Raw genomic sequence first — 21,335 nt, forward strand, 5'->3', positions numbered from 1 at the left:
CCGGAGACTCACACACAGCAAGGCCCGTTCCAGGAGAGAACGTCCCTCCTCGAACGGACCTTGCGGGTGGATCAGCCGGGCGGCTAGCCGAGCAGCGCGTCCACGAACGCTCCCGGCTCGAACGGAGCCAGGTCGTCCGCGCCTTCGCCGAGGCCGATCAGCTTGACGGGCACGCCGAGTTCGCGCTGCACCGAGATCACGATGCCGCCCTTCGCGGTGCCGTCCAGCTTGGTGAGGGCGATGCCGGTGATGTCCACGACCTCGGCGAACACCCGGGCCTGCACCAGGCCGTTCTGGCCGGTGGTGGCGTCGAGCACCAGCAGGACCTCGTCCACCGGGCCGTGCTTCTCGACGACTCGCTTGACCTTGCCGAGTTCGTCCATCAGGCCGGTCTTGGTGTGCAGTCGCCCGGCGGTGTCCACCAGGACGGTGTCGACCTTCTCGGTGATGCCCTGCTTGACGGCGTCGAACGCGACGGAGGCCGGGTCGCCGCCCTCGGGGCCGCGGACGGTGTGCGCGCCGACCCGTTCGCCCCAGGTCTGGAGCTGGTCGGCGGCGGCGGCGCGGAAGGTGTCGGCGGCGCCGAGCACGACCCTGCGGCCGTCGGCGACCAGGACGCGGGCGAGCTTGCCGGTGGTGGTGGTCTTGCCGACGCCGTTGACGCCGACCACCAGGACCACGGCGGGGCCGCCGTCGGTCTTGACGGAGTGGACGGTGCGGTCCGTGTCGGGGCCGATCAGCTTGACCAGCTCTTCGCGGAGCAGTCCGCGCAGCTCGTCGGGGGTGCGGGTGCCGAGCACCTTGACCCGGGTGCGCAGGTTGTCGACGAGCTCCTGGGTGGCGCCGACGCCGACGTCGGCGGTGAGGAGGGTCTCCTCGATCTCTTCCCAGGTGTCCTCGTCGAGGCGGTCGCGGGAGAGCAGGGTGAGCAGGCCCTTGCCGAGCGTGGACTGCGAGCGGGAGAGCCGCGAGCGCAGGCGCACCAGGCGGCCGGCGGTGGGTTCGGGGACCTCGATCGCGGGGGCGGCCTCCGCCTCCTCGATCCGCACCTCCTCGGCGGGCTTCTCGACCGCCGGTTCCTCGACCGCCGGCTTCTGCGCCGCCGGCTTCTGCGCCGCCGGCGTCTCTGCCGCGGGCTTCTCGACCGTCGGCTCTGCGGCCGCAGGCTGCTCGGCGGTCGGCGGGGCGGCGGTCTCGGCCGGCTTGGCGGGCGCGCTCGTGGTGTCCGCGGTGGGCGGCGCGGTGATCGTCGGGGTCTGGCTCGGCTTGTCGAGCTCTTTGCGTCGTTTGCCGGAAACGACGAGTCCGGTGATCGCGCCGATGGCGACCACCGCGATGACAACGGCAAGGATCACGTATTCCATAACCCGTCCAGTATCACTTAGCGCCTATGCCGGCCCGGGTTGTGCGGGCTCCAGCCTTTTCGTCCTGTGCTGTGGCGGTCTCTCGGGCATCCGCAGGCGCTGGCTGATCACCTGGGAGATGCCGTCCCCCTTCATGGTCACGCCGTACAGGGCGTCGGCGGATTCCATGGTGAGCTTCTGGTGGGTGATGACGATCAATTGGGAGCTTTCCCGCAGTTCTTCCATGATCGCGATCAGTCGGCGCAGATTGGTTTCGTCCAGCGCGGCCTCGACCTCGTCCATGACGTAGAACGGGCTGGGCCGGGCCTTGAAGATCGACACCAGCAGTGCCACGGCGGTCAGTGAGCGTTCGCCTCCGGAGAGCAGCGAGAGCCGCTTGACCTTCTTGCCGGGTGGGCGGGCTTCGACCTCGACGCCGGTGGTGAGCATGTTCTCGGGGTCGGTGAGGACGAGCCGGCCCTCGCCGCCCGGGAACAGCCGGGCGAAGACGTCCACGAACTGGGCGGCGGTGTCGTGGTAGGCGGCGGTGAACAGCTGCTCGACCCTGGCGTCGACGTCGCGGACGATGTCGAGCAGGTCTCGTCGGCTCTTGCGCAGGTCGTCAAGCTGTTCGCCGAGGAACTGGTGGCGGGCCTCCAGGGCGGCGAATTCCTCCAGCGCGAGCGGGTTGACCTTGCCGAGCTGCTGGTAGGCGCGTTCGGCGGCCTTGAGCCGCTTCTCCACCTCGGCCCGGACGTACGGGCGTTCCTCGCCCACGCTCTCGCCGTCCTCGGAGGCCGGCGCGGGAACGGGCCGGTCGGGGCCGTAGCCGTTGAGCAGTTCGGCGGCCTCGATGCCGAACTCCTCCAGTGCCCTGGCCTCCAACTGCTCGATCCGCAGCCGCTTCTCCGCTCGCAGCACCTCGTCGCGGTGGCCGGCGTCGACCAACCGGTCGAGTTCGGCCTGGAGTTCGCGGCCGTGTTCGCGGAACTGGCGCAGTTCGCTCTCGCGGGCGGCCCGGTCGGCCTCGACGGCGGCGCGGTCGGTCTCGGCGGCGGCGAGGGTCTCCTCGATCCGGCCGAGCAGGTGGCGGGCGGCGGTGGCGACGGCCCCGGCGACGGCGGATTCCCGGCGGGCGCGGGCGCGGCGTTCGGCGGCGCGGGCCCGGGCTTCGCGTTCGGCGCGGGCGGCGCGGTCCAACTGGTCGGCGCGGCCGGCCAGTCCACGGACCCGTTCTTCGTGGGTGCGGACGGTGAGCCGGGCTTCCATCTCGGTCTGCCGGGCGGCGGCACCGGCGGCGGCCGTCCGGTCGCGTTCGGCGCTGTCGGGTTCGTCCTCGCCGCTGTCGGCCAACTCCTGGACGGTGGCCAGGCGTTCGGCGAGTTCCTCGGCGGCGGCGCGGGCCTCGGCGAGGCCGCTCTCGGCCTTGGCGGCGGCGGTGGCGGTGCGTTCGGCCTCACCGGCGGCGGCGCGCGCGGCCCCGCCCGATCGCCCGAGCGCTCCGGCGAGTTCGGCGCGCTGCTTCTCGCCCTGTCGGCGCAGCACGGCCAACTGTTCGACTTCGGCGGCACGTTCGCGCAGCTGTTCCCGCGCCTCGGCCAGCCGGTGGGTCAACTCTTCGCAGCGGCCGTCGAGTTCCTCGATGCCACGGGCGGCCTCGGCGACGGCGGCCTGAGTCTCCAGCGGACTGGGGGCGCCGGCCGAGCCGCCGTGCGCGAGGGTGGCGGACAGCAGGTCGCCGTCCCGGGTGACGGCCGTCCAGTGCGGGTGGCGGTCGATCAACTGCCGTGCGGCGTCGAGGTCTTCGACCACGGCGGTGCGGCGCAGCAACTGCCGGGCGGCGGCGCGCATCGGGCCGTCGATCAACTCCCCTGCCCAGCGGGCGCCTTCGGGCAGCAGGTCGTCAACGTCCGTGGCCCCGGCGGCGATCAGCAGCGCCGCTCGGCCGCCGTCCTCGGTCCGGAGCCGGGTGAGTGCCGCGACGGCGGTGGCCATGTCCTCGACCGCGACGGCGTCCGCGGCGGCGCCCAGTCCGGCGGCGATCGCGAGTTCGAACCCCGGCTCGACGTGCAGCAGTTCGGCGGCGGGGCCGAGCACGCCGGGCCGGCCGAGCAGGCCGACGCTGCCGTCCTTGCGGCGCAGGGCGAGGGCGAGGGTGTCGTGCCGGGCGGTGAGCGCGGCGCGTTCCTTCTCGGCGCCGGCGAGTGCCTCGCGGGCGGCGCCGGCGGCCCGTTCGGCGTCGGCCAGCGCGGCGCGGGCCCGGTCGTGACGGCTTTCGGTCTCCTCGTCGCCCGCCGCGCTCTGCTCGCTGCGTTCCCGGAGTTCCTCGTACTCGGCCTGGGCGGCTTCGGCGCGCAGCAGGGCTTCGTCGCGGGCGACGGCGAGCCGTTCGATCTCAGCCTCGGCGGCGCCGGCCCGGGAGCGGGCGGCGGCCGCCTGGCCCTGCAGCCGGGCCAGGCCCTCGCGCCGGTCGGCGATCGCCCGGGCGGCCGCCTTGAGCCGCAACTCCTCGGCGGCGAGGGCGCGTTCGAGTTCGGCGCGTTCCTCGACAATTTCGGCGAGCGCGTACTGGGCCTGTTCCAGGGCTTCTTCGAGGGCGGCTTCCTCCTCGCGGACCCGGGCGGCCTCCCGTTCCAGCTCCTCGGGGTCGCGGCCGCGCCGTTCCTCCAACTGCCCTGCGGTGGCGGCGGACCGGACCCGGGCTTCGGCGAGTCCGATGGTGCCGCGGGTGCGTTCGGCGAGCCCGGAGAGCCGGTACCAGGTCTGCCGGGCGGCTTCCAGGGCCGGCCCGAGCTGCTCGACCTGGGCCTGCAGGACGGCCTCGCGCTGGACGGCGGCGGCGAGTTGCTGTTCGACGGTGGTGCGGCGCAGTTTCAGCGCCAGCTCGTCGGCGATCTCGGCCTCGACGGCGCGGCGCAGGGTGAGCACGTCGTCGGCGAGCAACCGCAGCCGGGCGTCGCGCAGTTCGGCCTGGATGCCGGCCGCCCGCCGGGCGATCTTCGCCTGCCGCCCCAACGGGCCGAGCTGGCGGCGCAGTTCGGCGACCAGGTCCTGCACGCGGTTCAGGTTGGCCTGCATCGAGTCGATCTTCCGCAGCGCCTTCTCCTTGCGCTTGCGGTGCTTGAGGACGCCGGCCGCCTCCTCGATGAAGGCGCGCCGTCCCATCGGGTCGGCGTGCAGCACGGAGTCGAGCTGGCCCTGGCCGACGATGACGTGCATCTCGCGGCCGATGCCGGAGTCGGAGAGTAGTTCCTGGATGTCGAGGAGCCGGCAGCCGGTGCCGTTGAGCGCGTACTCGCTGCCGCCGTTGCGGAACATGGTCCGGGTGATGGTGACTTCGGTGTAGTCGATGGGCAGCGCGCCGTCGGTGTTGTCGATGGTGAGGCTGACTTCGGCGCGGCCGAGCGGGGGGCGCCCGCTGGTACCGGCGAAGATCACGTCCTCCATCTTGCCGCCGCGCAGCGACTTGGCGCCCTGTTCGCCCATCACCCAGGACAGTGCGTCGACGACGTTGGACTTGCCGGAGCCGTTGGGGCCGACCACGCAGGTGATGCCGGGTTCGAAGCGCAGCGTGGTCGCCGAGGCGAAGGACTTGAACCCGCGCAGGGTCAGGCTCTTCAGGTGCACCCGCCCGTCCTCCTCGCCCGGCCGCGACCCGCTGTCCGGCTCCGCTGGCGACTGTATCCGGCCGGGCCGCCGAGCTGCCCCCAGGTGGGGGTTTGGCCACGCCGCAGGCTGGGCATGTTCGGGCACAAGAACGCCACGGACACGACGAAGGGACGCCCGTCCCGGACGTCCCTTGCAGGCTGCCATCCCCTTATCGGGGAAGCTCAGTGCGTCACAGCGTCGATCGTGAGGACCACGAGCGATCTGGCCATCAGGTGGATCAGGCCATCGTGCCGATCAGGTGAGGGCCGGCTCGCGCTGGTCCAGGTCGATGCTGTTGAGCAGCGAATGCTCGTCAGCGACAGCGGTCAGGGCATCGTTCTCGGCCTGGAGCTTCACGAGCTCGTTCTCCAGGTCCTGGACGCGCTGCTGAAGCCGTCGCATCTCGGAGAGCATTCGCGGGTCGGGGCCGCCGACGTACCCGAGAAGCGCCTTTGCCATGATGTATGGTCCTCCACGCTGAGTGACCGAACCGTGTACGGTGTGGGTCTTGGGGGAAGGGATACGCACGCGCCTGCGCGCCGGATGTGCTGGCTGGGCACTACGAAACAGCCGCTGGTGAGTGGCATGCTCACGCGGCGGAGCTTCGCCGGTAAACTCAGACCTGTGCGCGGGTTTCCAGCGTCTCACCAAAGACCGTACGGGTCAACACGATCACCGCACGCTACCGCGCCCCTGTCACCTGCATGGCGGGATTGTCACGCCGTCGGCCGGGGTAGTGGATCACTTCGCTTGCGGAGTCAACCACGAGTCTGCCCGGATGGCAACCGTATGACACCGGCAGTTGCCGGCGGCTCTCCTCCGACCGACAGACGCGGTGCGTTCATCGGATCGCGAAGCCCTCGTACCCCTGGCCCACGGCGCTCCAGATCTCGGTGACTCCGCTGACCCGACCTGGCGTTCCGGGCCCGCGCAGCGCGGCGAGCAGCCGCTCGCAGTCCGCCCGCGACCCCTCGGCCACCACCTGAACGCGGCCGTCCCCGAGGTTGCTCGTGTAGCCCGTCAGCCCGATCTCCAGGGCCCTGGCCCTGGTCCACCAGCGGAACCCCACCTGCTGGACGCGTCCACGCACCCAGATGGTGGCGCGGACGGGACGGTGACTGTCGTGACCTTGCATGCGTCGACCATAGTCGGGCACTTCAGGGGCGCATGGGGCGGACTTCACGCCTCTTCTACCGTGCCTCCTCACCGGCCCGCGCGCATTTACAGCGTCGGCATCCGCGCTCGACCGAGCAGCACTCGCCGAGCAGCACTCAGGGGCGCGGCTCGGCGAGCCGGTGCAGCGTCCAGCCGCGGCCGGCCGGGTCCAGCGGAGCGGTGGCGGCGGTGAACAGTTCGGCGGCCCGGCGGTAGGAGAGCCGGGCCCGGCCGGTGAGCGGGCAGCGGTCGCGCTCCGGGGTGCCGACCGGGGCGCGCCGGTCGGTGAGGAACAGCGGGCCCGCGCTGCGCCCGGCGATCAGCAGCGGCAGCAGCCGGGCGGTGCCGCCGCGCCAGCGCAGCGGGCTCCCGCCGGCGGCGGGCCGGGCCTGCCGGTCGGCCGGGTCGAGCCGGTCCACGTCCAGTGCCAGCAGCTGTTCGATCGGCGCGCCGGTCTCCCGCACCAGGTGCCACAGCACCTTCTCGCGCAGCGGCACCCGCAGTGCGAGCACGGCCCGCACCTGGGCGTCGGTGAGCGCGGGTGCGGGCGAGCCCACAGGCAGCGGGCGCAGGTTCTCGGCGGGGTCGGCGGCCAGCCAGCCCTGCCCGCACCACCAGCGGACGGCGGCCCGCAGCGCGGACAGTTCGCGGTTGGCGGTGCGCGCGCCGACCGCCCCGGCCCGGGCGGCGAACGCCTCGGCCACCCGCCGGGGCGCGTCCGGCCCGTCCAGCATGCCGAGCGGCAGTACCGGTGGCGCGGCCCGCCGCCGCTCGGCGCCGACCGGCGGGGTGCGCCCGACCAGCAACCAGGCCCAGGTGTGCAGGGCGATCCGATAGACCCGCCGGGAGCCGTCCGAGAGTCGGGCCTCCGTCAGGTAGCGCTCGGCTGCGACGGCGAACTCCACAGGTGTCATAGCCGCAGTAAATCGCTCCCCTGATGCACAGTCAACACCACCTCCAGCTGCGGTAAATGTGCGATTTACTGCGGCACAGGGCACGCCCCGTGAAATTGATGCCACAACGCTCAAGTTTTTCGCCGGAAGCCCTTGCCCGGCGCCTCGGCGGCGGGGCAGTCTGCCGGGCATGGTGCTGACCTTACGGCGGCTCGCCGTCCTGCGCAGGCGGGAGTTCCGGCTCTTCTTCATCGGCTTCGCCGTCTCCCTGCTCGGATCCTCGATGGCCTCGGTGGCCGTGGCGTTCGCGGTGCTCGACAGCGGTGGCGGCGGCTCCGGGCTCGGTGTGGTGATGACCGCGCGGATCCTGCCGATCGTGCTGCTGCTGGTGCTCGGCGGCGCGGCCGCGGACCGGCTGGGCCCGCGTCCGGTGATGCTCGGCTCGGACGGGCTGCGTTTCGTGACCCAGGCGGCGATGGCGGTGCTGATGTTCACCGCGCACGACCGGGTGTGGACGATGGCGGCGCTGATGGTGTTCTGGGGCCTGGCCGAGGCGGTGTTCATGCCGGCCCTGGACGCGCTGCTGCCCAGGCTCGTCCCGGCCGGTGAACTCTCCGACGCGAACGCCCTGTTGGGGATCGCCCGGAACGGCGTCGCGGTGGCCGGCCCGGCCCTCGCGGGCGGGCTGACCGCCGTCGCGGGCCCCGGCTGGGTGCTGCTGGTGGACGCCCTGTCGTACGCGGTCGGCGGCCTGGCACTGGCCCTGCTCCGGCTGCCCAGGGCCACCCGGCAGCCGGCCGACGGGGCCTCGCTGCTGTCCGAACTGCGGGCCGGCTGGGGCGAGTTCAGCTCCCGGCGGTGGCAGTGGGTGAGCACCCTGCAGGCCTGCCTGTTCAACCTGCTGGTGTGGGCGCCGTTCCTGATCCTCGGCCCGGTGGTGGCGAACGAGCGCCTCGGCGGGGCGGGCGGCTGGGGCCTGGTGATGGGCGCGTACGGGGCCGGCGCGGTGCTCGGCGGGCTGCTGCTGCTCGGCCGCCGACCGGGCCGTCCGCTGCGCTTGGCGGTCGCGGCGACGGCGGGCTGGGCGCTGCCCTCGGGCGCGCTGGCGCTGGGCTGGTCGCTGCCGTTGGTGGCGCTCGCGGCGGCCGGCGCGGGGGTGACCTCGATCGTCTGCACGACCCTGTTCGCCACGCTGACGCAGCGCCACATTCCGGCGCAGGCACTGGGCCGGGTCAGCGCGTACGGGACGCTCGGCGCGTTCGCCTTCGGGCCGGTCGGACTGGCGCTGGCCGGGCCGGTCGCGGACCGGGTCGGTACCGGCTCGGTGCTGGGCTTCGGCGCGGCCTGGCAGTTGGCGTCGTGCGCGCTGACCCTGCTGGTCCTGGGCCGCCGGGAGCCGGCCGACCCCGTCGGGCCCGGCGCCACCGCCGAGGCGCCCTCCCCCGCCCGGGCATGACAGCGGCCCCCGGTCCGCGAACGGAACCGGGGGCCGGGGGCCGGGCACGTCGGCGTCAGTCGCCGAAGTCGCCACCGCCGAAGTCGCCGAAGCCACTGTCGCCGCCGAAGTCCCCGCCGCCGAAGTCGGCACCGGAGAAGTCGGAGGAGTCGAAGGCCGCGCCCGAGTACTCGCCGGCGTCCGCGCCGTCGGTGTAGTCGACGCCGCCACCGCCGTCGCCGTAGTCGTGGTAGCCGCCCGCGTAGGCGTAGCCGGGGCTGGAGATCATCGAGCCGAGCATGGTGCCGACCAGCAGGCCGGGGAGCATGCCGCCGCCGAAGTAGCCGCCCGCCCACGGACTGTAGGCCGGGCCGGCGTTCCAGTACGGCTGGTGGCCGTGCTCGGTCTCCACGGTGCGGATGTACGGGTCCTGGCCGATGGCCAGGCGGTTCGCGTCGTCGGCGCAGGCCGGGACGGAACGCGGCGCACCGCCGGCCGGCGCCCACTGGACGTCGGTGGTGGAGGGGCCGTGCCGCGGGTCGAAGAAGCACGGGACGCGGCGCTCGGGCAGCGCGCGGCCCTCGCGGCGGGCGGCCAGGGTGGCCAGCGCGAACCGGCCGTCCTCCAGCGCCTCGGTGACCGGGCGGACGTCCTCGGGCTTCTTGGCCTCGTCCATGGTCCGCTTGGCACGGTCGTAGGAGTCCAGCGCCCGGCTGTAGTCGGCGCGCTGGGTGTCGTCCGCACCGGGGGCACCGGGGTTGAAGTCGAGCCGGTCGAGTTCCTCGCCGAACGCGGTGATGTCCTCGTCCACCACGGTGCGCAGCTGGGCGAGTTCGGCGCGGACCTTCTCCTCCTTGCGCTTCTTGGCGCGGCGGAACAGCAGGAACACGCCGCCGCCGGCCAGCGCCACCAGCACGATCGGGACGACGATCCAGGCCGCGGAGATGCTGTGCTGCGGGCCGTCGCCCTTGGTCTGCTTGACGGCCTGGTCGACGAAGTCGTTGACGGTGCCGTTGATGTCGCCGTTGTTCGAGCGGAAGGACGCACCGGCGATCTTGCCGGCGGAGTCCTTCGGCAGGGCCTTGGCGTCGGCGCCGGCGTCGAACTCGTTGCCGCGCCACACCGCGTAGACACCGACGACGCCGACCTTGGTGCGCAGGTCGCTCACCAGGGTCTTCGGGGCGTAGGCCTGGCTGTCCGGCAGCACCGCGACGAAGATCGGCTTGTCGGCCTTCTTCAGCTTCTTCGCCAGCGCGTCGGCCTGGTCCTGGGAGAACCGGCTGGTCATCGCCGGGTCGACGTAGACCTGGGTCTTCTTCAACGAGTCGGCCGCGTCGTTCAGCCCGGCCGCCTGAGCGGGTGCGGACAGTCCGAGGACCATCAGCAGGCCGAGCAGAGCTGCCAGCACGGCGGCCGGCCCGGTGGCTCGGGAGCGTCGAAGCACAGTTCTCATACCCAGACCGTACCGGTAGGGGGGGCGGATCCACGCCCTCCCCCGGGACGGTCCGACCCTGAGATCGCCCCTACCCGGGGACGACTCCGCCCCTCCCGACCCCCGCCGACCGGCCGGAGTTGGGCCCCGACCCGGCGCGGCCGGGTAATGAGCAGGCATAGTGGTGACGATCTTCCCTCCCCCGACAGGAGCCCCCAGCGTGATCCTCGGCCTCGTCACCGCCGTCGCCGCGTCCGTCTGTTACGGCACCGGGTCCGTGCTGCAAGCCGTCGGTGCCCGAAGGTCGGCCCGGCAGGAGGCGGCCGACGGGACCGTCACCGAGCACGGCGGGCCCAGCCTCGCCTCCACCGCGAAGGCCGCCGTCACCTGGGAGTTCATCCTCGGCACGGTGCTGGACTTCATCGGCTTCGGGCTCGGCGCGCTGGCCGCGCGGCTGCTGCCGCTGTTCCTGTCGCAGACCATCATCAGCGCCAACCTGGTGATCACCGCGCTGCTGTCGGTCAAGCTGCTCGGGCTGAGGCTGCGCCAGCTGGAGTGGCTGTCCATCGGCATCCTGTGCAGCGCCCTGGTGCTGCTGGCGATCGCCGCCGGGCCGGAGGGCGGCCACCACGCCTCCCGGGCATTCCACTGGGGGCTGCTGATCGGCTCCGCGGTGCTGATCGCCGGCGGTTCGCTGATCGTTCGCCGGATGGGCTCCAACGGGGCGATCGTGGCCGGTCTGCTGTCCGGCCTCGGCTTCGGCGCGCTGGGCATCGGCGTGCGCGTCCTGGACGGCATCGAGCCGTTCTCGATCACCGCGCTGCTCGCCGACCCGGCGCTCTACGCCATCCTGATCGGCGGCATCGGCGGCATGTACCTGCACACCGTCGCCCTCCAGGTCGGCTCCGTCAACGGCGCGACCGCCGCCCTGGTGGTCGGCGAGACCGTCGTCCCCGGCGCGGTCGGCGTCCTCTGGCTCGGCGACTCCTCCCGCCCCGGCCTGGCCTGGCTGGCCGTCCTCGGCTTCGTCCTGGCCGTGGCCAGCGCCGTCGGCGTCGCCTACTTCGGCGAGGACGGCGGAGCGCTGCAGGCCGCGGCCGAGGAGGAGAAGGCCGCCGCCGGGAAATCGAGCTGACGGCGCGCACAACCCTCACGCCGATCCGCTCGACGCACTGGAGATCGAGCGGATCGCGTACAGCTGATCAGCGCGGGCGGCGCTGGCACTTCGGGCAGTAGTGGCTGGAGCGGTTCATCCAGGCGTCGCGCCGCATCGCCGTGCCGCAGCGGCGGCACGGCTGCCCCTCGCGGCCGTAGGCGTCGAGGGCGCGGGAGAAGTAGCCGCTCTCGCCGTTGACGTTGACGTACAGCGAGTCGAAGCTGGTGCCGCCGACGGCCAGCGCCGCGTTCATCACGTCCCGTGCGTGGCCGAGCAGTTCGAGTGCGGCGGGGCGGGTGAGGGTGGCGGTGGCGCGGTCGTAGTGGAGGCGGCTGCGCCAGAGGGCCTCGTCGGCGTAGATGTTGCCGACGCCGCTGATCAGCGACTGGTCGAGCAGGGCCCGCTTGACGGTGGTGCGCTTGGCCTTCAGTGCGGTGACGAACGCGGCGTCGTCGAAGCGGGCGTCGAGCGGGTCGCGGGCGATGTGGGCGAGCGAGAGCGGGGTGGATTCGGGGTCGTCCGGCTCGGTCTCCTCGATGGCGAGGCCGCCGAAGGTGCGCTGGTCGACGAAGCGCAGTTCGGTGCCGCCGTCGGCGAACCGGAGCCGCACCCGCAGGTGCACCGAGTCGGCCATGTCGGCTTCCTGGACGAGCAGTTGGCCGCTCATGCCGAGGTGGCCGAGCATCGACAGTCCGTCGCCGAGCGGCACCCACAGGTACTTGCCGCGGCGTTGCGGTTTCCCGAAGGTGCGGCCGCGCAGCAGCGCGGTGAACTCCTCGGCGCCGCCGGCCTGTCGGCGGACGGCGCGCGGGTGCAGCACCTCGATGTCGCTGACGGTCCGCCCGGCGGCCCAGCGGGCCAGGCCGCGGCGGACGACTTCGACTTCGGGGAGTTCGGGCACCGGAGGTCAGGCGGTCGGCCGGTCGCCGTCGGCGCCGTCCTGCTTGGCCTTGATGGCGCGCCAGGCGGATTCGGCGGCCTTCTGCTCGGCTTCCTTCTTGGAGCGTCCGCTTCCGGAGCCGTAGTCCTGGCCGGCCACCCGGGCGGCGGCGGTGAAGGTCTTCTCGTGGTCCGGTCCGGACTCGGTGACCACGTACTCGGGAACACCGATGCCGACGGCGGCGGTGAGTTCCTGGAGGCTGGTCTTCCAGTCGAGTCCGGCGCCGAGCAGCGCGGATTCCGCGATCAGCGGGTCGAACAGCCGGTGGACGAAGTCCGTGGCCGAGTCCAGGCCCTGGTCGAGGTAGATGGCGCCGATCACGGCTTCGACGGTGTCGGCGAGGATCGACGACTTGTCGCGGCCGCCGGTTCCTTCCTCACCCTTGCCGAGCCGGATGAAGGCTCCGAGGTCCAGGCCGCGGCCGACCTCGGCGAGCGCGCGGGAGTTGACCACCGCGGCACGGAGTTTGGCGAGCGTCCCCTCGGCGACCTCCGGGTGGAGGCGGTAGAGGGTGTCGGTCACCACCAGGCCCAGCACCGAGTCGCCGAGGAACTCCAGGCGCTCGTTGGTGGGCAGCCCGCCGTTCTCGTACGCGTACGAGCGGTGGGTCAGGGCACGTACCAGAAGGGCGCGCTCAAGTGGATACCCGAGGCGCCCTTCCAGGACGTCGTATTCGGTCGAAGCCGGCCCGCCGCCCTTACCCCCGTGGGAACCGGGGTTCGGCTTGCGAGAAGAATTGCTGCCGTCCGACATCGATCCGTGCACCCCGCCGATCAGACCGAGAGGACCTGGCGACGGTTGTACGTGCCGCAGCTCGGGCACGCGATGTGCGCAAGCTTCGGCTCGTGGCAGCGGTCGCACGCGACGAGCGCGGGCACGACGGCCTTCCAGTTGGAACGCCGGTGACGCGTGTTGCTGCGCGACATCTTCCGCTTCGGAACAGCCACGGCTAAATCTCCTGGTTCTCGGCGAGACCCTCACGGGTACCGCTGTGTCTTATTCCTCGTCACCCTCGTCGCCGGGGGCGGCGGAGAGTCCCTGCAGAGCCGCCCACCGGGGGTCGGCGGCGTCGTGGTGGTGCGACGGGTCGTCGCTCAGGCGAGCTCCGCATTCGGAGCACAGGCCCAGGCAGTCGTCCTGGCACACCGGCTGCAGCGGCAGTGCGAGCACCACCGCATCACGCAGCACCGGCTGGAGGTCGAACAGCTCGCCCTCCAGGCGGTAAGTCTCGTCCTCGGACTCCTCGTCGAAGTCGTCTCCCGCGATCGCGCGGTGACGCTCCTCGGACTCCGGGTAGTAGTACAGCTCCTGGAAGTCGACCTCCAGGTCGTCCTCCACCGGCTCCAGGCAGCGGGAGCACTCGCCGGTCACGTGGGCCTCGGCGGTGCCGGTGACCAGCACGCCCTCGACCACGGACTCCAGGCGGAGCTCCAGCTTGATCTCGCTCTTCTCCGGGACACCGATCACATCCGCGACACCCAGGTCCGCCGGGGCCTCCAGGGTGCGGGAGACCTTGCGCAACGAGCCGGGGCGACGGCCGAGCTCATGCGTGTCGAACACGAGCGGGTCGCGGTGGTCGAGGCGGTTCAAGGTTTCCTGACTTCCTGGCGGCGGCACGCATCCCTGCGTGGCGCGGACTGTGGTTCCTGCGGTGCGCGGCCCGGCTGCGGGCACGCGGCGAACCCGGCACGAGCAGGCCGGAGTGGTCAGACTACCCGAGAGTCCGGGCCGAACCCAACTCGTCGCCGTTCACCGGCCGCCGAGCTCCCGCAGCCGGGTCATGTCGATCATGCTGGTGTCGAAGAAGCTGGTCTCGTCCAGTCCGGCCTGCTGCTGCGGCAGCTGGGCCTGCTGCGGCTGCTGCTGGTAGCCCTGCGGGTCGGCGGGCAGCGGGTTGCCCCACTGGTCGTAGCCGGGCTGCTGGTACGGCTGCTGCTGGTAGTACGCCGGGTCGCCCGGCTGCTGGTAGCCGTAGGGCTGCCCGTACGGGTCGGTCTGCGGGGCCGCCGCGGGGTCGTAGCCGCCGCCGTAGACCTCGGCGTACTGCGGGGTCTGCGGCTGGCCGTACTGGTCCTCGGCGGGGTTCTGCCAGCCGGCGGCGGCCGGAGCCGGCTCGGGCCAGCTCTGCTGCTGCGGGACGTCCGCGTACCAGGACTGCTCGCCGTCGGTGGTGGCGAAGCCGGCCGCCACCGCCTCGGCGCGGTCCTTGAGCTGCTGGGCCTCGTCGGCGGCGGCCAGGTAGGCGCCCAGCTCGTCGATCGGGGCCTTGCCGAGCAGCTTGTCGCGGCCCTTGCCGACCGCCTCCAGGGTCGCCGAGAGCACCGCCTCCAGGGTGGCGAGCTTCACATCGACGTACTCGTCGGCCTCCGGGCTGAGGCTGATCCGCTGCGGCTGGAACTCCTCGCCGTCCTCGGTGCCCTCGCCCTCCGGCTGGTACACCCCGGCCTCGCCGCGCAGCTTCTGCCGGCCGCGGCCGACCGCGCCAAGCGTCTTGGTGAGCACCACCTCGAAGTTGGCGAGCTTGGAGTCGACGTAGTCGTCCGCCTCGGCGAGCTTGGTGCGCTCCTCGGCGCGGGCCTCGGCGAGGATCCGGTCCGCCTCGGCCTGGGCCTGGCGGACCACCTCGGTGTCGGAGATCAGCGAGCCGCGCTCGTCGTGCGCGCCGCGGATGATCTGGTCGGCCTGCGCCTGGGCGTCGGCGACCAGTTGCTGATGATCTGCCACCACCGACTGCGCCTGGGCGAGTTCGGCGGGCATGGTGTCGCGCAGCTCGCGCAGCAGGCCGGTCAGTTCGGCACGGTTGACCACGCAGGAGGCCGACATCGGCATCGCCTTGGCCTTCTCGACCATGGCGATGATCTCGTCGAGTTTCTGCTGCACGTCCACGGGCGTCTTCAGTCTTTCCGTGTGCCGCCGAGGTGCGGCGGAGGCAGTGCCACGAGGTCGCGGACTGCGCCCCGGGGCCGGGAGTACAGACTGTACGGCCACCTACCCCGCCGCTCACAACGCCTGTGTCACTTGCGGCGTTCGGCGATCCGCTCGACCAGTCGCCGGTTCACCACCTCGGGCAGCAGGTGGGACACGTCGCCGCCCAGCGAGGCCACCTCCTTGACCAGGCTGGAGGACAGGAAGCTGTACGTCGGCGAGGTCGGCACGAACAGCGTCTCGACGCCGGTCAGGCCGTGGTTCATCTGCGCCATCTGCAGTTCGTAGTCGAAGTCGCTGACCGCGCGCAGGCCCTTGATGATCGCCGGGATGCCGCGCTGGGTGCAGAAGTCCACCAGCAGGCCGCTGTGCGACTCCGCCTGGATGTTGCCCAGGTGGGCGGTGGTCTCCTCGATCAGGGCGAGCCGCTCCTCGATCGAGAACATCCCCTGCTTGTTGCGGTTCACCGCCACCGCCACGTGCACCACGTCGTACAGCTTCGAGGCCCGCTCGATGATGTCGAGGTGTCCGTTGGTGATGGGGTCGAAGGACCCCGGGCAGACGGCGCGGCGCATGGGTGTGCTCCCTTGTGGGGCGGGATGTTCTGCTACGAGTCTTGGTCAGCCCCGGTAGCGGCGCGACCGTACCAGAGCGTGCCCTCGCCGTAACGGCGCGAGCGCAGCCCTTCGAAGCCGTCCGGCCAGCCGAACTCGCCCCCTCGGGTGCTGCGTTCCACGGTGACGAGAACATGCTCGGACAGCCAGCCCCCCGAGCGGAGTGTGACCAGCATCTCCCGCAGCACGGCGTCCTCCACCGCGTACGGCGGGTCCAGGAACACCAGGTCGTACGGTTCGGCCGGCGGGGCGCCCGCGATCACCTTCTCCGCCTTGTCCGCCCGCACCTCCGCGCCCGGCAGCCCCAGCGTCCGGACGTTCTCCCGCACCGTCTTCACCGCGCTCGCGTCGGCCTCCACCAGCAGCGCGTGCGCCGCGCCCCGGGACAGCGCCTCCAGCCCGACCGCGCCACTGCCCGCGAACAGGTCCAGCATCCGCGCCCCGGCGATCGGCCCGAACAGCGACTCGACGGTGGAGAACATCGCCTCCCGCGCCTTGTCGGAGGTCGGACGGGTGTTCCGGCCGGGCGGCACGGCGAGACGGCGGCCTCCGGCACGGCCGGCGATGACGCGGGGCATGGGGCTTGTTCCTTTGGGCAGGGGGTCAGCAAAAACAGGGGCGCGAGGAACTGCGCGCCCGACCATAGCCGACAAATAGTGCACGGCAGATCGGAGCAGCCCCTCGCGCCCTGGTGCCTCAGCGCAGGCGGTCACTCATTGGACGCCGCGCCCAACAGTGTGGGCGAGGCGTAGCGCGACCAGGACAGGCAGCCGTCCGGCGGGCAGTACTCCGGGCGGCGCGGGTCGTGACCGAGCTCGCGCAGCTTGGTGCGGACGGAGTCGGGCGTGCGCCCGTAGCGGGCGGCGATCCGGGCGATGGTGTCGCCGTCGTGGAAGCGCCGGACCAGCTCCTCCTCGTGCTGCGGCACCCAGGGGGAGCCGTGGCCGGGGTAGAGCTCGCGCAGCACGTCCCGGTCGGGGATGGGCTCGGAGATGTCGGCGACGATCGCCAGGGCGCGCAGGGCGCGGTTGAGCGCGATGCGCAGCGAGGCGACGTCCTCCACCGGGAGGCGGAGCTTGCCGGAGGCGACCGGGTTGGCGGAGTTGCCCTCGCGCCAGCCGGTCAGGGTGAGGGTGACTTCGCGGTCGTCTTCGCTGGCGACCTCGATCCGGAAGACCTTGTCGCCGAGCGGGAGCTCGTTGAGGTGACGGAATGCCATGCAATGACCCCCAAATCTCGTGCCGGGAGCGCGACTTGAGGAGCGCCCCGAACAACTCCATTCTCTCCCGGGGCACTGACAATCCGGCCTGATCACACCGTCTGTCAGCCCTTCTCCAGGTACTCCGCGCGGTCCTCGTCGAGCAGGCTCTCCAGGGCTGTGCGCAGTTCGGGGTGGGCGGCGAGTTCGGGGTCGGCGGCGACCAGCCGGGTGGCCTCGGCGCGGGCGGTGGCGATGACGTCCTCGTCGTCGAGGACGGAGAGCACCTTGAGCGAGGACTTCACGCCGGACTGGGCCTGGCCGAGGACGTCGCCCTCGCGGCGCTGTTCGAGGTCGATCCGGGAGAGCGCGAAGCCGTCCAGGGTGCCGGCCACCGCGTCGAGCCGGGCGCGGGCGGCGCTGGCGGCGGGCATGTCGCTGACCAGCAGGCAGAGTCCGGCGGCGGAGCCCCGGCCGACCCGGCCGCGCAGCTGGTGCAGCTGGGAGACGCCGAACCGGTCCGCGTCCATGATCACCATGACGGTGGAGTTGGGGACGTTGACGCCGACCTCGATGACGGTGGTGGCGACCAGCACATCGACCTCGCCGGCGGCGAAGCGGCGCATCACCTCGTCCTTGGCGTCGGGGGCGAGCCGGCCGTGCAGGATCTCCACCCGCAGTCCGGCGAGCGGTCCCTTGGCGAGCTTCTCGGCGGTCTCGACCACGGCGAGCGGCGGCCGGCGTTCCTCGCTGTCCGCTCCCCCGCCCACCTCTTCTGGGTCCTCCTTGCGCTTCTTCTTCCCCTTCGGCGCGTCCTCCTCGTCGCCGATCCGCGGGCAGACCACGTACGCCTGGTGGCCCTTGCCGACCTCCTCGCGGACGCGTTCCCAGGCGCGGGTGAGGAAGTTGGGCTTCTCCAGGGCGGGGACGACGTGGGTGGAGATCGGCGAGCGGCCGGACGGCAGCTGGTCGAGGACGGAGGTCTCCAGGTCGCCGAAGACCGTCATGGCGACGGTGCGCGGGATCGGGGTGGCGGTCATCACCAGCAGGTGCGGGGGCTGCTCGCCCTTGGCGCGCAGCGCGTCGCGCTGTTCGACGCCGAACCGGTGCTGCTCGTCGACCACCACCAGGCCGAGGTCGGCGAACTGCACCTTGTCCTCGATCAGCGCGTGCGTGCCGATGGTGATGCCGGCCTTGCCGGAGGCCATGTCGAGCATCGCGCCGCGGCGGGCGGCGGCGCCCATCGAGCCGGTGAGCAGGGCCACCCGGGTGCCGATCTCGGAGCCGCCGATCATGCCGGCCTCGGCGAGGTCGCCCATCATCTCGACGATGGAGCGGTGGTGCTGCTGGGCGAGCACCTCGGTGGGCGCGAGCAGCACGGCCTGGCCGCCGGTGTCGACCACGGCGAGCATGGCGCGCAGCGCGACGAGCGTCTTGCCGGAACCGACCTCGCCCTGCAGCAGCCGGTGCATGGGGTGTTCGGTGGCGAGGTCGGCGAAGATCTCGGCGCACACCTTCTGCTGGCCGTCGGTCAGGGTGAACGGCAGCCGGTCGTCGAAGGCGTCCAGCACGCGGCCGGGGACGGCGCGGCGCGGGACGGCGGGAAGTGCGGAGTCGGCGGCCCGGCGCTGGGCGAGGGCGACCTGGAGGACGAACGCCTCGTCCCAGCGCAGCCGGTTCTGGGCGCGTTCCTTCTCGGCCTGGTTGCGCGGGCGGTGGATCAGTTCGAGCGCCTCGGGCAGCGGGATCAGGTCGTGCTCGGCGCGCAGTTCGGCGGGCAGCGGTTCGCCGACGTCCGCGAGGTGCTTGGTGAGGGCGAGTTCGACGCAGAGCGACAGCTTCCAGCTGGGCAGTTGGGCGCTGGCCGGGTAGACCGGGATGAGCCGCCCGGCGAACTGCTTCGCCGCCGAGGAGCCTTCCTCCTCCTCGATCAACTGGTAGTCGGGCGAGGCGAGTTGGCGGGTGCGGTTGAACATGCCGACCTTGCCGGCGAACAGGCCCTGCTGGCCGGGCTTGAGTTCCTTCTGCCGCCAGCCCTGGTTGAAGAACACCAGGGAGAGCCGGGAGCGGCCGTCGGTGACCACCACTTCCAGCCGGTCGCCCTTGCGGCCGCGGAACGGGATCAGCGTGACCTTCTCGATCCGGGCCAGCACGGTGACGTGCTCGTCCACCTCCAGCTCGTCCAGGCTGGTGAGTTGGCCGCGCTCGACGTACCGGCGCGGGTAGTGGTGCAGCAGGTCGCCGACCGTGCGCAGCTTGAGGGAGTCGGCCAGCACCTTCGCGGTGCGGTCGCCGACCAGGTCCTTCAGTGGTTCATCGAGAGCGCCCATCGGGTCCCATTTCACACCACGGGACCGACGCTGCGGCTCACTCGACGCCGATCAGCAGCGGCGCGGCCTCCTGGCCGCCCCGGTAGGCGACGGTGTCGACCTCGGGACGGGTACGCCTGGCGTGCGCGATCAGGCGGTCGGCGAGCTCGGCGGGGGCGTCCTCGCCGAGCACCAGGGTGACGAGTTCGCCGGACGCCGCGATCATCCGGTCCAGCACGGTGAGCGCGGTCTCGGTGAGGTCGTGGCCGATCACCGCGACGTCGCCGTCGATCAGGCCGAGCACGTCACCGGCCTGGCAGACGCCGGCCATCGTCCAGGACTCGCCCTCGGCGACGGCGAGTTCGGCGTACCGGGTGGCGCCGGCGGCGGAGGTCATGGCGACCACGTCCTCGTCGAAGCGGCGGCCGGCGTCGTGCACGGCGAGCGCGGCCAGGCCCTGCACCGGGGAGCGGGTGGGCAGCACGGCGATCCGCACGCCCTCCTCGCGCAGCTGGTCGGCGGCGGCGCCGGCGGCGGCCCGCAGTTCGGGGTCGTTGAGCAGCAGGATCACCTCGCGGGCCGCGCAGCGGTGCACGGCGGCGACCAGTTCGGCGCTGGCGGGGGCGCGGTCCGGGTCGGCGGCGAGCACCACCGAGCCGGCCTGCTCGCACAGCTGGGCCAGTCCGCTGCCGGACACCACGCTGAGCACCGCCCGCCCGTGCGAGACGGTCTCCTCGCGCTCGCCCGCGCGGGCCGCCGCCTCGGCGAAGTGGGTGATCCGGATCCGGTACGGCCGGCCCGCCTCGACGCCCGCCTCCACGGCCGCGCCCGCGTCGTCCACGTGCACATGGACGTTCCACAGGCCGTCGCCGCCGCCGATCACCAGCGAGTCACCGAGCCGCCCGAGCCGCTCGCGCAGCCGCGGCAGCTGCCCGTCCTCGGCCTCCAGCAGGTAGATCACCTCGAACGCGGGGTGGCCGGGCCCCGGCGGACGCTCGTGGCCCTCGCAGCCGGCCACCACCACCGGGTCCACCTCGCGACGCAGCGCCACCGGCCCCATCGGCTGCTGCCCGGACACCGCGTCCACCAGCGCGCCCAAAACGGCGACCAGACCCCGCCCGCCCGCGTCCACCACGCCCGCCTCGGCGAGCACCGTCAGCTGGTCCGGGGTGAGCAGCAGCGCCTGCCGGGCTGCCCGGTACGCCTCCTTGGCCTGGCCGGTCAGGCCGTCCGCGGCCTTCGCGGCGTCGGCGGCGGCCGCGGCGACGGTCAGCAGGGTGCCCTCGACGGGCTCCGCGACGGCCAGGTAGGCGGAGCGCGCGCCATTGTCGAGCGCCTCCCTCAGCTCACCGCCCTCGGCCAGCACCTCGGCGAGGCCGCGCAGCCACTGCGCGAGGATCACCCCGGAATTGCCGCGCGCCCCGATCAGCGCCCCGCGAGCCGCCGCGTTCGCGGCGGCGGCCAGCGCCGGCCCCTCCTCCGCCACGAACAGCGCGTCCAGCGCCTCGGCGGCGGACTCCACGGTCAGGTACAGGTTGGTGCCGGTGTCGCCGTCCGGAACCGGGTAGACGTTCAGCGCGTCGATCTCCTCGCGGGCCTGGCCGAGAGCCGCCAGCGCGAGCCGGCACCAGGTGCGGACGGCCGGGGCGTCGAGGGTGTCCAGCACCAGGTCTCCTCCGGGTGAACGCCACGAGAACGCGACGGGACGCGGTGGCGAGGGGCGATGCTGGCAGGTTATCGGCCCCCGCGACGCCACCGACGGCACCCTCCGGCCCAGGTCGGGGGAACGATCACCCCGGCAGCCGTGGTAGTTTCGTTGAGCGGGAGTCACCGTTGTATGCTCTCCCGGTTGCCTGGAACACCCCGGGCTGTTCAAGTTCCTGATCTGAAGTCTTGGAGTGACTCCTGTGGCTGCCAACTGCGACGTCTGCGGCAAGGGCCCGGGCTTCGGCAACAGCATCTCCCACTCGCACCGCCGCACCCCCCGTCGTTGGAACCCCAACATCCAGACGGTGCGCGCTGTGGTTGGGCGCACGCCGAAGCGGCTCAACGTCTGCACCTCGTGCATCAAGGCCGGTAAGGTCTCGCGCTGACGCGCAGACCGGTACGCCGGTCACCTTCTTGCTACGGCGAAAGCCGACCATCCCCTCCGGGGGTCATGGTCGGCTTTCGCTGTTTTGCCTTCAGGGGCTCGTGGGGGTACCTCCCGGCCCGCTAGGTGTTCTGTCCTGTGAGGTTGGGGACGCGGCTGGCGGGTGGTTTGCCTGCGAGTGCGGTGTGTCCGCGG

General features: G+C 72.5%; 19 protein-coding genes. 3 read left to right on the forward strand and 16 right to left on the reverse strand.

Going from position 1 to position 21,335, the window contains the following annotated elements; all coding sequences use genetic code 11:
• Positions 1-83: 83 nt before the first annotated feature.
• The 5 genes from ftsY to ACFV18_RS29375 all read right to left on the reverse strand — a co-directional run bounded on the left by ftsY (position 84) and on the right by ACFV18_RS29375 (position 7,060).
• A complete protein-coding gene (ftsY, locus tag ACFV18_RS29355; RefSeq protein ID WP_380488262.1) occupies positions 84-1,364 on the reverse strand; it encodes a signal recognition particle-docking protein FtsY in 1,281 nt (426 codons plus the stop codon).
• Between the two features lie 24 nt (positions 1,365-1,388).
• Positions 1,389-4,970 (reverse strand): chromosome segregation protein SMC, encoded by a 3,582-nt coding sequence (smc, locus tag ACFV18_RS29360; protein ID WP_380488263.1) that lies wholly within the window; start codon positions 4,968-4,970, stop codon positions 1,389-1,391.
• Between the two features lie 276 nt (positions 4,971-5,246).
• Positions 5,247-5,450 carry a hypothetical protein gene (locus tag ACFV18_RS29365; RefSeq protein ID WP_380488264.1) on the reverse strand — a complete coding sequence of 68 codons (204 nt, stop codon included), beginning with the start codon at positions 5,448-5,450 and terminating at the stop codon, positions 5,247-5,249.
• A 382-nt stretch (positions 5,451-5,832) separates the two neighbouring features.
• Positions 5,833-6,126 carry an acylphosphatase gene (locus tag ACFV18_RS29370; protein WP_380488265.1) on the reverse strand — a complete coding sequence of 98 codons (294 nt, stop codon included), beginning with the start codon at positions 6,124-6,126 and terminating at the stop codon, positions 5,833-5,835.
• Positions 6,127-6,262: 136 nt separating this feature from the next.
• Entirely contained in the window at positions 6,263-7,060 is a 798-nt protein-coding gene (locus tag ACFV18_RS29375; RefSeq protein WP_380488266.1) for a hypothetical protein, read from the reverse strand.
• 169 nt (positions 7,061-7,229) lie between these two features.
• Here ACFV18_RS29375 and ACFV18_RS29380 point away from each other — a divergent pair, with 169 nt between their 5' ends.
• A complete protein-coding gene (locus ACFV18_RS29380; RefSeq protein WP_380488267.1) occupies positions 7,230-8,495 on the forward strand; it encodes an MFS transporter in 1,266 nt (421 codons plus the stop codon).
• A 55-nt stretch (positions 8,496-8,550) separates the two neighbouring features.
• On the opposite strand, the gene ACFV18_RS29385 is transcribed toward ACFV18_RS29380, so the two are convergent.
• On the reverse strand, positions 8,551-9,927 hold the full coding sequence (locus tag ACFV18_RS29385; RefSeq protein ID WP_380488268.1) for a hypothetical protein: 1,377 nt from the start codon (positions 9,925-9,927) through the stop codon (positions 8,551-8,553).
• Between the two features lie 199 nt (positions 9,928-10,126).
• Between ACFV18_RS29385 and ACFV18_RS29390 the strand changes: the two genes are divergently transcribed.
• On the forward strand, positions 10,127-11,041 hold the full coding sequence (locus tag ACFV18_RS29390; protein ID WP_380488269.1) for a hypothetical protein: 915 nt from the start codon (positions 10,127-10,129) through the stop codon (positions 11,039-11,041).
• A 67-nt stretch (positions 11,042-11,108) separates the two neighbouring features.
• On the opposite strand, the gene mutM is transcribed toward ACFV18_RS29390, so the two are convergent.
• The 10 genes from mutM to ACFV18_RS29440 form a co-directional block, all read right to left on the reverse strand.
• Entirely contained in the window at positions 11,109-11,963 is an 855-nt protein-coding gene (gene mutM / locus ACFV18_RS29395; RefSeq protein WP_380488270.1) for a bifunctional DNA-formamidopyrimidine glycosylase/DNA-(apurinic or apyrimidinic site) lyase, read from the reverse strand.
• A gap of 6 nt (positions 11,964-11,969) precedes the next feature.
• Complete coding sequence (gene rnc / locus ACFV18_RS29400) at positions 11,970-12,755, reverse strand: ribonuclease III (protein WP_380488271.1); 786 nt, start codon at positions 12,753-12,755, stop codon at positions 11,970-11,972.
• 20 nt (positions 12,756-12,775) lie between these two features.
• Positions 12,776-12,949: a 50S ribosomal protein L32 gene (gene rpmF, locus ACFV18_RS29405; protein ID WP_035866499.1), complete on the reverse strand. Its 174-nt coding sequence runs from the start codon at positions 12,947-12,949 to the stop codon at positions 12,776-12,778.
• A gap of 49 nt (positions 12,950-12,998) precedes the next feature.
• Positions 12,999-13,592 (reverse strand): YceD family protein, encoded by a 594-nt coding sequence (locus tag ACFV18_RS29410; protein WP_380488272.1) that lies wholly within the window; start codon positions 13,590-13,592, stop codon positions 12,999-13,001.
• Positions 13,593-13,751: 159 nt separating this feature from the next.
• Positions 13,752-14,888 (reverse strand): ATP synthase F0 subunit B, encoded by a 1,137-nt coding sequence (locus ACFV18_RS29415; protein ID WP_380488273.1) that lies wholly within the window; start codon positions 14,886-14,888, stop codon positions 13,752-13,754.
• 128 nt (positions 14,889-15,016) lie between these two features.
• Positions 15,017-15,502 (reverse strand): pantetheine-phosphate adenylyltransferase, encoded by a 486-nt coding sequence (coaD, locus tag ACFV18_RS29420; protein ID WP_380488274.1) that lies wholly within the window; start codon positions 15,500-15,502, stop codon positions 15,017-15,019.
• A 32-nt stretch (positions 15,503-15,534) separates the two neighbouring features.
• Entirely contained in the window at positions 15,535-16,119 is a 585-nt protein-coding gene (rsmD, locus tag ACFV18_RS29425; RefSeq protein ID WP_380488275.1) for a 16S rRNA (guanine(966)-N(2))-methyltransferase RsmD, read from the reverse strand.
• Positions 16,120-16,250: 131 nt separating this feature from the next.
• Entirely contained in the window at positions 16,251-16,760 is a 510-nt protein-coding gene (locus ACFV18_RS29430; RefSeq protein WP_380488276.1) for a hypothetical protein, read from the reverse strand.
• 104 nt (positions 16,761-16,864) lie between these two features.
• A complete protein-coding gene (gene recG, locus ACFV18_RS29435; protein WP_380488277.1) occupies positions 16,865-19,069 on the reverse strand; it encodes an ATP-dependent DNA helicase RecG in 2,205 nt (734 codons plus the stop codon).
• Between the two features lie 37 nt (positions 19,070-19,106).
• Complete coding sequence (locus ACFV18_RS29440; protein ID WP_380488278.1) at positions 19,107-20,714, reverse strand: DAK2 domain-containing protein; 1,608 nt, start codon at positions 20,712-20,714, stop codon at positions 19,107-19,109.
• 241 nt (positions 20,715-20,955) lie between these two features.
• Between ACFV18_RS29440 and rpmB the strand changes: the two genes are divergently transcribed.
• Positions 20,956-21,141 (forward strand): 50S ribosomal protein L28, encoded by a 186-nt coding sequence (rpmB, locus tag ACFV18_RS29445; RefSeq protein ID WP_073813963.1) that lies wholly within the window; start codon positions 20,956-20,958, stop codon positions 21,139-21,141.
• Positions 21,142-21,335 lie beyond the last annotated feature (194 nt).

The organism is Kitasatospora sp. NPDC059673 (genome assembly GCF_042734215.1).
In the GTDB taxonomy this organism is placed as follows: domain Bacteria; phylum Actinomycetota; class Actinomycetes; order Streptomycetales; family Streptomycetaceae; genus Kitasatospora.

What these genes read in the sequence shown, in the direction of transcription:
- ftsY (WP_380488262.1), bottom strand. Translation starts at nt 1,364, where the DNA reads ATGGAATACGTGATCCTTGCCGTTGTCATCGCGGTGGTCGCCATCGGC.
- ACFV18_RS29365 (WP_380488264.1), bottom strand. Translation starts at nt 5,450, where the DNA reads ATGGCAAAGGCGCTTCTCGGGTACGTCGGCGGCCCCGACCCGCGAATG.
- ACFV18_RS29370 (WP_380488265.1), bottom strand. Translation starts at nt 6,126, where the DNA reads ATGCAAGGTCACGACAGTCACCGTCCCGTCCGCGCCACCATCTGGGTG.
- ACFV18_RS29375 (WP_380488266.1), bottom strand. Translation starts at nt 7,060, where the DNA reads ATGACACCTGTGGAGTTCGCCGTCGCAGCCGAGCGCTACCTGACGGAG.
- ACFV18_RS29380 (WP_380488267.1), top strand. Translation starts at nt 7,230, where the DNA reads ATGGTGCTGACCTTACGGCGGCTCGCCGTCCTGCGCAGGCGGGAGTTC.
- ACFV18_RS29385 (WP_380488268.1), bottom strand. Translation starts at nt 9,927, where the DNA reads ATGAGAACTGTGCTTCGACGCTCCCGAGCCACCGGGCCGGCCGCCGTG.
- rnc (WP_380488271.1), bottom strand. Translation starts at nt 12,755, where the DNA reads ATGTCGGACGGCAGCAATTCTTCTCGCAAGCCGAACCCCGGTTCCCAC.
- coaD (WP_380488274.1), bottom strand. Translation starts at nt 15,502, where the DNA reads ATGCGCCGCGCCGTCTGCCCGGGGTCCTTCGACCCCATCACCAACGGA.
- rsmD (WP_380488275.1), bottom strand. Translation starts at nt 16,119, where the DNA reads ATGCCCCGCGTCATCGCCGGCCGTGCCGGAGGCCGCCGTCTCGCCGTG.
- ACFV18_RS29430 (WP_380488276.1), bottom strand. Translation starts at nt 16,760, where the DNA reads ATGGCATTCCGTCACCTCAACGAGCTCCCGCTCGGCGACAAGGTCTTC.
- recG (WP_380488277.1), bottom strand. Translation starts at nt 19,069, where the DNA reads ATGGGCGCTCTCGATGAACCACTGAAGGACCTGGTCGGCGACCGCACC.